This is a genomic window from Blautia sp. HA3515 (assembly GCF_059933065.1).
On record NZ_JAYFUY010000161.1, the window covers coordinates 1 to 9,665 of the forward strand.

Genomic DNA, 9,665 nt, shown 5'->3' on the forward strand with positions numbered 1-9,665 from the left:
CACGCCTTTCGGACATGGCAGCAGTAGCGGAAAGACGAAGCTTGTCGATCTCATCATTGATGGCTGAATCCTTGGCAATATACGTATCAGAGGAGGGAACATAAGCTTCCGGCTGATAATAGTCATAATAGGAGACAAAGTATTCCACTGCGTTCTCAGGGAAGAACTCTTTAAACTCGCCGTACAGCTGTGCTGCCAGCGTTTTATTGTGGGCAAGGACAAGGGTAGGCTTATTCAGCTGTGTGATCACATTAGCCATGGTAAAGGTCTTACCTGAGCCTGTAACACCCAGCAGGGTTTCAAACTGGTTACCTTCTTTGAAGCCCTTGACCAGTTCCTCAATGGCCTGCGGCTGATCACCGGTAGGTTTGTATTCGGAATGTAATTTGAAATGATCCATGGAAACACCTCTTTGTCAGAATCTATTTATGGGTGGACGTTACCGTCTGCGCTGTACTCTGTTTCCCGATTATAGCAGAAATACTTTTGAAAGTATAGGGGATGTTACAGTTACTTATTAAGTTCATTCAAAAGCTTTATACCTAATATGGTTGCAGGGATCCGATAGCTGGGAGGAAGGTTGGATAATACCACAACTGCTGTTCCTGTTTCAGGGTTGAAGCCGAGATAGCTGTTGTAATCTCCGGTACCACCGTTATGCCATATTATTTCGTTTTCATTATCAATGATCCATGCCATTCCGACCTCGTCAATACAAATATTCATCGCTTTATTTGAATCGGAAGTTGCATTCACTACTGCAAGGCTTTTATGACACCGGGAAAAATACGGATTGTTTTCAAGTTGCATTTTGGCATATAAAAGCATATCAGATATATCAGATGTGATAGCTCCCGCAGACAAATATGCGTCCTCGTTTTTCCAATCCCAATAGTTTGCCAGATCACCGTTACTTTTGGGAAATCTTTGTGTTTTTCAGGCCAAGCTTGTTTTGGGCGAAATCGTTTACTAACGTGGGATAATTAGTATCGTAAACTGATTCAAGAACAAGCCCTAAAACGGCGTATCCAAAATTGGAATAATTAAAATCGTAGCTGTCTTTATTCATATTCAGTTTACTTACTTTATTGAGAAGCATTTCTCTCGTAATACCGTAAAAATCGTTTTTTACCTGTAAGAAAATTAAATATCATCGGGCTTGCAAAGTAAGGATAACCCTTATGTCCTGAAGTATTTGATGATCAGAGAGTTCTTTCTATTGTTGGGTATTGGTTGCCCTCAGGAAGAGGTGACATAGCTGTTTATTGTATTGTCAAGATTGATCTTTTCCTGGGTAATTGCCTGGTTGATCAAGGCGGCGGTAAAGGTCTTTGTCAAAGAGCCGATTTCGTATGTATGCAGATCGGCAGGTAATTCCTCGCCATTTTTGCCATATACCGTGTAAGACATTTCTCCGTCTTCAATGACACCTACAGATATTACTGCGTCAGGATTATTTTGGGTTGTATATGCAAGAGCCTCCTTAAAGGTAAGATCCGGAAGTTTACTCAGCTGATGGCCTGCATCGATTGCCAACCCACCAACCGCCAAAGAAACACAGAGAATGATGGACACAATTATAATAAGTGTCTTTTTCTTGGAGTACGTTCTGTCAAAAATAAAATACCTTCCTGTGCTTTTTTTGTATTGGATGTATTTTTCTCCAAAAGAATGGGTCAGATACCTTTCCTCTTGTAATATTTGCAAATGGAGCATTATAACGGCGTAAAGCACAAAAATCAGATGCAGATAATTGAAAAATGCGATAAGCATACCAAGATACATCAGATCAAAAGCCAGGAAAGCGGGATTCCTACTGATACGGTATATGCCTGTTGTTACAAGCTGGGTTTCATCCTTTGAGGGGATGCCGGCCCTCCAGCTGTCCCCCATTGTTGCCATAGCAATTATAAAGATGAGAACACCAAGAGATGCAATGCCTATCCCTATCCAAACAGGTGAGGATCTCCATATGCGGAAATTCCATATAATACTGATTATTTCTACTGCAACTACAGAGTAGGTTGCGATCTTCATCAGTATTTCAATCACAAGTAACTTTCGGGGTTTGCTGCCTTTACCAAGCTGGTCTGTTTTTATACCATTTCGGTGTTGCAAAATCATTTTGGTAAAGTAGGCGATATAGAATACCCCAAGGATAAAAAGAGCCACTATCTGTGTCTGTTTCATATTTATACCTTTCTTGTATTAGATGAGTAATCATTCTTTTGAATGCAACTTTTTACATCCAAATTATACTATATCCCTGTGTGGAAATAAAGAGTAAAGATTGTTTAAGGATTCTGCGTAATTTATATATGTGAAAAATAGGTTTAGAAAAAAGAGTTTTGATTATCAGAAAAAACAAATCAGAGTGAAAGAAATTCAAAAGAGACTGCGTTTACCGAAAGGAAAACCACAGATAAAATAGATAATAAAACCTATGTAAGGAGGGATGAATCTTTTGAGATTTATGGAATTAAGCTATCCGGTGGAGGAAAATGGCCCAAAGTGGCCTTCTAATCCGGAGGAAAAGGTAGTGTATGAGCAGGAAATACAAAAGGGAGCACCCTGTAATGCTTCTTCCGTTTTCCATCATATGCACAATGGCACCCATGTGGATGCACCCCGTCATTTTAATCCCTTAGGGATGACCATTGACCAGATCCCGGCAGAAGACTTTTATTATACTGCACCTCTTGTGTTGGAACTTCCAAAGGGGAAAGGGGAAAAGATACGGCTGTCGGATCTGATGAACCTGGGAAGAGGAGATCAAAAATTGCGACATCCTGTTCTTTTATACAGGTTACAGTGAACTGAGGGAACGCTCTTCAAAAGAATTTACAGATGATTTTCCTTGCTTTTCTATAGAAGCAGCAGAGTATCTAAGATGTAATTTCACAGGGCTTAAAGCAGTTGCCTTAGATTTCTTAAGCGTTGATAGTTCCGTAACAGGGGAAGTCGATGGGTTTCCGATACATCATGCATTTCTGGATACAGGGATAGGAAAACCATACCGTACACTTCTGATCTATGAGGATGTAAATGTGAAAAAATTCAGAGAATTGAAATGTATTGATGAGATTCAATGGATTTCAGCATTTCCTGTCCGATTTAAGGGATTGGAAGCATCTCCGGTATCAATGGTTGCTTGTATAAAATGAACATCTGTAAAAAAACATATAAAAGAAAGGACAAAAAACATGAATAAATTAAAAGGTGTTATTCCTCCAATGATCACTCCATTTGACGAGCAGGGAAACCTGGATGAAAAAAATCTTCAGAAGCTTGTAGAATATCTGTCCCCAAGAGTGAATGGGCTGTTTATCTGCGGCTCTTATGGATGTGGCCCACTTATGTCTCTGGAAGAGCGGAAAAAAGTAGCAGAGATCGTGAAAAAATATGCTCTTCCGGATACAAAGATTGTGGTACATACAGGGACAACTACAACTAGGGATACCATTGAATTGACAAAGCATGCAGCATATATTGGCTGCGATGCAGCATCTGCGGTAGGTCCTTATTATTTTAAATATGCAGATGATTCCCTGAAAAAATATTACAGCGATATTCTGAAGGAAACAAAAGACCAGATCCCATTTTATGCGTTATCATAATCCTCAGTTTCAGGGATATGAAACAAGCCTTTCTGTTATGAAAGCTTTAAAGGAAGAGGGGCTTGCAGGAATCAAGGATGCAACCTTTAATATTATGCAGTATGCAGTGTATGCACGGGAACTATTAGATGAAGAGTTTGATGTTGCACTTGGAACAGAGGCAATCTGGGTATCTGCACATGCCCTGGGATGTGAGGCATATATTCCAGGTATCGGTAATGTGTTCCCAGAACTTTGTACACAGATGTGGAGCCATTCTATGAAAGGTGAGAGTCAGGAAGCACTTCAAGCTTCAGTTTCTGATCAACAAGCTGCGTGATGTGATGTGATCTGGCCAGATCTACACAGCTTGCTATTTATGCAATTGCAGATATCAGAGGCATTGTTTCGGCATACCCAAGAGCTCCATTTATTCCTGCTTCCAAGGTGGAAAAAGATGCGATTCGAGAATCTCTTGCAAAATTGGAGGTATTGTAATGGCGTATTACATTTCTGTAGATTGTGGAACTACCAATTCAAGAGCATACGTGATCGATCAGACAGGTAAGGTATTTGGAAAAGCAAGGAAAAAGGTGGGAGTTCGCGATACAGCAGTCACCGGCAGCAGGGATGTGCTGCTGTCCGGTGTAAAAGAAATCATCAGGCAGGCTGTCCTGGACGCAGGATTAACAGAAAAGGATATTCAGGGGATTTTTTCATCAGGAATGATCACCTCTGAAATCGGATTGTGTGAACTGGAGCATCTGGAAGCTCCTTGTGATGTGGATAAGCTGGCTCAAAATGTGGCTCCCATAAAAGAATTGAAGCTGACACAGCTGGATATACCGGTGTATTTTGTGAGGGAGAATCAAAAATCCTATGAAAAAGAATTGCCAATGAAGATCCGTTTGTATTGGTTGGTTCTGCAGATTTTATGAGGGGCGAGGAAACCCAGATGGTGGGACTGATGGCGGAGTATCCTGGGAAGCGCCCTGCAATGGCTGTAGTTCTGTCTTCCCATACAAAGTTTATTCCCATAGATAAAGACGGACAGATAAGGGGAAGCCTGACTACGATCAGTGGACAGGCTTATGAAGCGATTCTGGCAAAAACCTTTGTGGGAAAATCTGTGGAAAAACGGGACAGTAAAGAAGAGTGTCCAAAAGATTATTTTGATGAAAATGTGATCCGACAGGCAGTGTACTGGAACCAGAAGGTGGGAATACTGCGCACGTTAATGTATCCCAGGTTTCTGGAGGTATTGTTGGATACAAAATGGTATGAAAGAGATTTGTTTTTTCAGGCATTGCTTGCTGCAGAAGATATGAAAGCACTGGGACAGCTGGAAAGTATCAGCAATGAAGCACCAACGGAGTTTGTGCTGATCGGTCAGGAGGAAAGATGCAGGCTGTATGGATTTGTTCTGAAACAGATTTTTGAAAAGGCCAGAATCACAACCATCGCAGATGAGGCACAGGTAGATTCCTTAAGTATTCAGGGAATATTGAAAATTATGGAAAGGGCAGGAGTCATTTAATGGACAGTTATAAAATCGTGATAACAGATTATTATTACGAAAATCAGGAAGAAGAAAGAAAAGCTTATGCAAAGCTGGGAGAAAATGTGGAGATCCTGGATCTGACAAAAGTCAGAAAAGGGGGACTGTTTGAACCGGAAGAAATCATACCCTTTGTTGAAAAGATTGTGATGCACTGGTGGTACAGTTCTCAAAAATCACAAAAGAGGTGATACAGGCAATGGATCACTGTAAGGTGATTGCACGTTATGCTATTGGAGTGGATAACATTGACCTGGAGGCAGCAAAAGAAAAAGGAATTTATGTATCTAATGTGCCGGATTACTGTATTGATGAAGTGGCAGATACAGCCATTGCTCACATTTTGAATGGGATGCGGGGGATCACAAAGGCAAGAGACTTTCTTCTGAGGGGAAGCTTCCAGATGTCAGATATGGGTACACTTCCCAGAATCAAGGATTCTGTGCTGGGACTTTTAGGGTTTGGTAATATTGCCAGAAATGTTGCAGATAAAATGAGACCATTTTTTAGGGAAATTCTGGTATATGATCCATTTTTTGGACAACAGGAAAAATATCCATATATACGATTTACCGGACTTAAAGAAGTCTTAGAGATGTCAGATGCCATATCCTTACATATTCCGTTAAATCCGTCCACAAGACATATGATCGGGGAGGGGGAATTGAGAAGGATGAAACCTTGTGCAGTGCTTGTAAATACAGCAAGAGGAGGTCTGATCGATGAGAAGGCATTGCTGAAAATCCTGGATGAAGGATATTTAGGGTATTGCGGTCTTGATGTGGCGGATACAGAGGATTTCCTTACATCACCACTTCTTCACCATGAGAAAATCGCATTAACACCTCATATTGCCTGGAATTCTGTGGCGGCAGTAAGGGAACTTCAGAGAAAGGTAGGAGAAAATGTGGTCAGTGCCCTGACGGAAGGAAAGCCGATTTACTATATATAACAGCACATAAAAAGAACTGTTGCAGACGCAGCAGTTCTTTTTATGTGCGTGTGATTCTATTTCATCTCTTCCAGCATTTCTTTGGAGGAAGTAATGGTACCGAACTTTGGAAGGATGTTCTTAATCTCAAACTCATGCATTTCCTCTGTGAAGGATTCGCAGCAATCTTCCAGAACAAAAATATTATATCCAAGTTCTGAACCGTATCTGGCAGTGCTATCTACTACAAAGTTGGTAGCAAAGCCTGCCAGGTACAGATTACGGATGTCTTTTGCACGAAGGATCTGATCAAGATTGGTATAGGAGAAAGCGCTTGTATTCACATTAATGATAACAAGATCCTGATCCGTTGGTTTTACTACATCCGGATTTTCTACACCCCAGGTTCCGGTCAGGAAGGAGTGAGTATCTCTGGAACTGGTACAGATAGGAAGATTATTTGGGCCAAGTTCAGGATAACCCTCTTTAAATTCGTTATTAATATAAATAACCTGTATTCCTGCATCCCGGCACGCCTGTGCCAGGGATGCGATCGTATCCAGGGTGTGGTTCTTTTCAACCTGGGCATATACGCCAGCATGACGGTAAAGTCCGTCCGGATGTACAATGTCATTCTGACAATGCATAATGATCAAAGCTGCTTTTTTTGTATTCATAAAATAGTCCTTTCTGATGTGAAATAATTATAAGGATTATCGCTGTACACGGCCGCTTCCGTCGCCATTCATCAGCTTCTGGGCATCCTCTGCGCTGATCCGGTTAAAATCACCAAGGATAGAATGCTTCAGACAGCTGGCTGCAACTGCAAATTCCAGTGCTTCCTGATGGGAATGGTAATTGTTCAGGCCATAGATCAGTCCGGCTGAGAAAGAGTCACCGCCGCCAACACGGTCTACAATATCATTGATCTGATAGCGGCGGGACAAGAGGAAGCTGTTCCGGTCGTTCAGGCAGGCTGCCCATCCATTGGTATCTGCGCTGAAGCTTTCACGAAGAGTGATAGCGATCATTTTCATATTCGGGTACATTTCAAGCACTTTGTTGGAAAGTGCTTCGTATTTGCTGTGGTCAAGCTTTCCGCTTTCCACATCTACATCACAGGTAATCCCAAGAGATTTCTGTACATCCTCTTCATTGGCAATGGCAACATCTACGTATTTTGCAATTTCCCTCATCACTTCCTGGGCCTGTACTCCATATTTCCAGAGATTTTTACGATAATTCAGGTCACAGGAAACTGTAAGGCCCATTGCTTTTGCGGCTTTTACGCTTTCAATGGAAAGCTCCATGGCTGTCTCAGAGATGGCAGGGGTGATTCCTGTAATATGGAACCAGTCTGCATCCTTGAAAACTTCTTTGAAATTAATATCAGAAGGCTTGGCAAGGGCAATGGCAGAGTATTCACGGTCATAGATCACCTTGCTTGGAAGCTGGTTTGCACCGGCTTCCAGGAAATAAGCACCCATACGGCCTTCACCGCGCTGGATCTTTTTAACGCCTACATTCAGTCCACGAAGTTCACGGATACAGGCATCTCCCAGGGGATTCTTGGGAAGAACGGTTATAAAGTCTACGTCTTCCCCAAAGTTGGCAAGAGAAACAGCTACGTTGGCTTCTCCGCCTCCAAAAGTAGCTTCCAGCACATTGGACTGGAAGAGACGCTCACAGCCCGGGGTTTTCAGGCGGAGCATGATTTCACCAAAAGTTATATATTTCAAAATAAACACCTCAATTCATGTAAAGTCATTATGGATGATCAATATGCGTATCAGATGGCACCGATTTCTGCATAAGCCTGCTGGAGAGAAGAACCATTGGTAAGACGGCTGCGTACTTCATTTTCTTTTTCAATGCTTTCCAGTGCACGGTCGATCACTTCGTCAACCACATCCTTTGGAATGACAACCACACCGTCAATATCTCCGAAAATATAGTCACCTGGGTTAATGGTAACACCGTCTAAGGTAACAGGGATCTGGCACTCATTGATTTCGCAGCGGCCTTTGGAGGTCTTTGGATTTTTTCCACGGAAGAATACGGGAAGTTCATTTCTTTCAGGGCTTTCATATCTCTGGCATACCCATCCAGAAGAACGCCTGCGCCTTTACGGCCTTTTACAGCTGTTGCAAACAGTTCCCCAAAAACTGCACAGCAGTAATTTCCTCTTGTAACCAGTACGTAAATCTCATCTTCACCAAGCTGATCAACTACTTTGCACTGAGCAGTAAGGGGATCTTCTGGCATGGAATATACTTCTGTTCCAATACTTGTAAAAGCAGGGCCGAAGATTACAGTTTCATCATTTAATCCCGTGATCGCATTGCTGAGGGCCTGATTTCTGTACCCCATTTGGTCAAGTACATCGCATAAGATTCCAGCATAAAGAACGTCTTTTAATTTATGAATATCATGTTTCATTTTTTCATTCCTCCTGTTGTTTTAGAAAAAGTCATCATAGGATAAACCTACGTATTCACCGATCATTTTTAACTCGCTGACTGTTTTTTCATTTACCGGAATACCGGAGATGGTTTTTTCTTTCAAAGATTCCATTTCTTTTTCACCGTGTGTATAAATACGGTCATGGCCTTCTGCTTTAGGACTTTCCCGTAATTCACGAAGCAGAGTGGACATTCTGTCTTTGATTTCTTTTTTGTCCCCGAAAATACCGTAGTCAATAGCCATAAAATGAAAAGATGTATCACCCATTCCACCATTTTCTACGTGAGGAGAAGTATGGCCGCCAGAGAAGATGCCTGTAAAAAGTTCTGCAATAATGCCAAGGCCATAGCCTTTATGGGAACCTGTATCCGTGGAAAAACCACCGATTGGGAAGATTCCGCCATAGTTTTTGGCTTTGATATTGTCAAGAACATGTTGTCCATCCTGGCAGCTGTGACCATATTCATCTGCAGCCCAGCCCTCTTTTAATGGTTCACCCCGTTTGTTGTAAATCTCGATTTTACCTCTGGGAACAACTGTTGTTGCAACATCGAACCAGAAATCATATGGATCTGCAGGCATGCAAAGTGCCAGAGGGCTTGTACCGAGCATAGGCTGCTTACCGAAAGTAGGAATAGCAATTGCTTCTGTGTTAGTAGCTGAAAATCCGAGAAGATCTTCATTTGCTGCCAGCTTTGGATAATAGCCTGCAATTCCGTAGTGGTTGCAGTTTCTTACAGTGACCGATCCAAAGCCATGCTCTTTCGCTTTACTGATTGCCAGTTCCATGGAGGTTCTGGCGGTTACCTGCCCCATTGTATGGTTTCCGTCAATCACTGCAGAAACAGGAGTTTCAAAAACAGTTACTGGCTTTGCTTTAGGATCTACCAGACCTTTTACAATAGAATTGTGATAACGAGATGATACCGCTGGATCCCGTGGGATTCGATTCCATACAGATCAGCAGTAAGGACTACATCTGTAATTCCACAGGCTTTCTTCAGGAGTAAAGCCATGTTTCTGAAATATGGTTTCGCAGTAAGTGCGCGCTTTTTCAATTGGTAAGTTTGTATAAGACATGAGAATACCTCCTGTAATGTACAGACCTGATAAATAC

The 9,665-nt window shown here is 41.9% G+C and carries 15 protein-coding genes and 1 pseudogene; 8 read left to right on the plus strand and 8 right to left on the minus strand.

From position 1 onward, the window contains the following. The 3 genes from R1Y93_RS12815 to R1Y93_RS12825 form a co-directional block, all read right to left on the minus strand. On the minus strand, positions 1–400 hold a 400-nt coding region (locus tag R1Y93_RS12815; RefSeq protein WP_500823116.1), incomplete at its 3' end, for a DEAD/DEAH box helicase family protein. A 110-nt stretch (positions 401–510) separates the two neighbouring features. Beyond that, entirely contained in the window at positions 511–864 is a 354-nt protein-coding gene (locus R1Y93_RS12820; protein WP_500823117.1) for a serine hydrolase, read from the minus strand. Between the two features lie 375 nt (positions 865–1,239). Beyond that, positions 1,240–2,190 carry a methyltransferase family protein gene (locus R1Y93_RS12825; RefSeq protein WP_500823118.1) on the minus strand — a complete coding sequence of 317 codons (951 nt, stop codon included), beginning with the start codon at positions 2,188–2,190 and terminating at the stop codon, positions 1,240–1,242. A 283-nt stretch (positions 2,191–2,473) separates the two neighbouring features. On the opposite strand from R1Y93_RS12825, the gene R1Y93_RS12830 reads away from it, so the two are divergent. From R1Y93_RS12830 to R1Y93_RS12865, 8 genes are all read left to right on the plus strand, one after another. Continuing rightward, the gene (locus R1Y93_RS12830; protein WP_500823126.1) at positions 2,474–2,815 is read left to right on the plus strand and encodes a cyclase family protein; all 342 of its coding nucleotides are present in this window, start codon (positions 2,474–2,476) and stop codon (positions 2,813–2,815) included. A 1-nt stretch (position 2,816) separates the two neighbouring features. Then, the gene (locus R1Y93_RS12835) at positions 2,817–3,164 is read left to right on the plus strand and encodes a cyclase family protein (protein ID WP_500823127.1); all 348 of its coding nucleotides are present in this window, start codon (positions 2,817–2,819) and stop codon (positions 3,162–3,164) included. Between the two features lie 39 nt (positions 3,165–3,203). Next, positions 3,204–3,617 carry a dihydrodipicolinate synthase family protein gene (locus R1Y93_RS12840; protein WP_500823119.1) on the plus strand — a complete coding sequence of 138 codons (414 nt, stop codon included), beginning with the start codon at positions 3,204–3,206 and terminating at the stop codon, positions 3,615–3,617. Beyond that, complete coding sequence (locus tag R1Y93_RS12845) at positions 3,604–3,936, plus strand: dihydrodipicolinate synthase family protein (protein WP_500823120.1); 333 nt, start codon at positions 3,604–3,606, stop codon at positions 3,934–3,936. The genes R1Y93_RS12840 and R1Y93_RS12845 overlap by 14 nt, the downstream gene beginning before the upstream one ends. A gap of 157 nt (positions 3,937–4,093) precedes the next feature. Further along, positions 4,094–4,534, plus strand: a complete 441-nt coding sequence (locus tag R1Y93_RS12850) for a 2-dehydro-3-deoxygalactonokinase (protein ID WP_500823121.1) — start codon at positions 4,094–4,096, stop codon at positions 4,532–4,534. Next, a complete protein-coding gene (locus tag R1Y93_RS12855) occupies positions 4,531–5,133 on the plus strand; it encodes a 2-dehydro-3-deoxygalactonokinase (protein WP_500823122.1) in 603 nt (200 codons plus the stop codon). The genes R1Y93_RS12850 and R1Y93_RS12855 overlap by 4 nt, the downstream gene beginning before the upstream one ends. Continuing rightward, positions 5,133–5,345 (plus strand): hypothetical protein, encoded by a 213-nt coding sequence (locus R1Y93_RS12860; protein WP_500823123.1) that lies wholly within the window; start codon positions 5,133–5,135, stop codon positions 5,343–5,345. The genes R1Y93_RS12855 and R1Y93_RS12860 overlap by 1 nt, the downstream gene beginning before the upstream one ends. 8 nt (positions 5,346–5,353) lie before the next feature. After that, positions 5,354–6,106, plus strand: a complete 753-nt coding sequence (locus R1Y93_RS12865) for a C-terminal binding protein (RefSeq protein ID WP_500823124.1) — start codon at positions 5,354–5,356, stop codon at positions 6,104–6,106. Between the two features lie 56 nt (positions 6,107–6,162). On the opposite strand, the gene R1Y93_RS12870 is transcribed toward R1Y93_RS12865, so the two are convergent. The 5 genes and pseudogenes from R1Y93_RS12870 to R1Y93_RS12890 form a co-directional block, all read right to left on the minus strand. Next, positions 6,163–6,762 carry a cysteine hydrolase family protein gene (locus tag R1Y93_RS12870; protein WP_500823125.1) on the minus strand — a complete coding sequence of 200 codons (600 nt, stop codon included), beginning with the start codon at positions 6,760–6,762 and terminating at the stop codon, positions 6,163–6,165. 36 nt (positions 6,763–6,798) lie between these two features. Further along, positions 6,799–7,827 carry a PfkB family carbohydrate kinase gene (locus tag R1Y93_RS12875; RefSeq protein ID WP_500823128.1) on the minus strand — a complete coding sequence of 343 codons (1,029 nt, stop codon included), beginning with the start codon at positions 7,825–7,827 and terminating at the stop codon, positions 6,799–6,801. 47 nt (positions 7,828–7,874) lie between these two features. After that, complete coding sequence (locus tag R1Y93_RS12880; protein ID WP_500823130.1) at positions 7,875–8,015, minus strand: hypothetical protein; 141 nt, start codon at positions 8,013–8,015, stop codon at positions 7,875–7,877. Positions 8,016–8,066: 51 nt separating this feature from the next. Further along, positions 8,067–8,524 (minus strand): annotated as a pseudogene (locus tag R1Y93_RS12885) (RraA family protein); the annotation flags it as partial. 21 nt (positions 8,525–8,545) lie between these two features. Continuing rightward, on the minus strand, positions 8,546–9,493 hold the full coding sequence (locus R1Y93_RS12890) for an Ldh family oxidoreductase (RefSeq protein ID WP_500823129.1): 948 nt from the start codon (positions 9,491–9,493) through the stop codon (positions 8,546–8,548). Positions 9,494–9,665 lie beyond the last annotated feature (172 nt).

Excerpts from the sequence above, each read along its gene's own strand:
- R1Y93_RS12845 (WP_500823120.1), top strand. The coding sequence starts at position 3,604 with ATGCGTTATCATAATCCTCAGTTTCAGGGATATGAAACAAGCCTTTCT.
- R1Y93_RS12860 (WP_500823123.1), top strand. The coding sequence starts at position 5,133 with ATGGACAGTTATAAAATCGTGATAACAGATTATTATTACGAAAATCAG.
- R1Y93_RS12850 (WP_500823121.1), top strand. The coding sequence starts at position 4,094 with ATGGCGTATTACATTTCTGTAGATTGTGGAACTACCAATTCAAGAGCA.
- R1Y93_RS12855 (WP_500823122.1), top strand. The coding sequence starts at position 4,531 with ATGAGGGGCGAGGAAACCCAGATGGTGGGACTGATGGCGGAGTATCCT.
- R1Y93_RS12870 (WP_500823125.1), bottom strand. The coding sequence starts at position 6,762 with ATGAATACAAAAAAAGCAGCTTTGATCATTATGCATTGTCAGAATGAC.
- R1Y93_RS12830 (WP_500823126.1), top strand. The coding sequence starts at position 2,474 with ATGGAATTAAGCTATCCGGTGGAGGAAAATGGCCCAAAGTGGCCTTCT.
- R1Y93_RS12840 (WP_500823119.1), top strand. The coding sequence starts at position 3,204 with ATGAATAAATTAAAAGGTGTTATTCCTCCAATGATCACTCCATTTGAC.
- R1Y93_RS12825 (WP_500823118.1), bottom strand. The coding sequence starts at position 2,190 with ATGAAACAGACACAGATAGTGGCTCTTTTTATCCTTGGGGTATTCTAT.
- R1Y93_RS12865 (WP_500823124.1), top strand. The coding sequence starts at position 5,354 with ATGGATCACTGTAAGGTGATTGCACGTTATGCTATTGGAGTGGATAAC.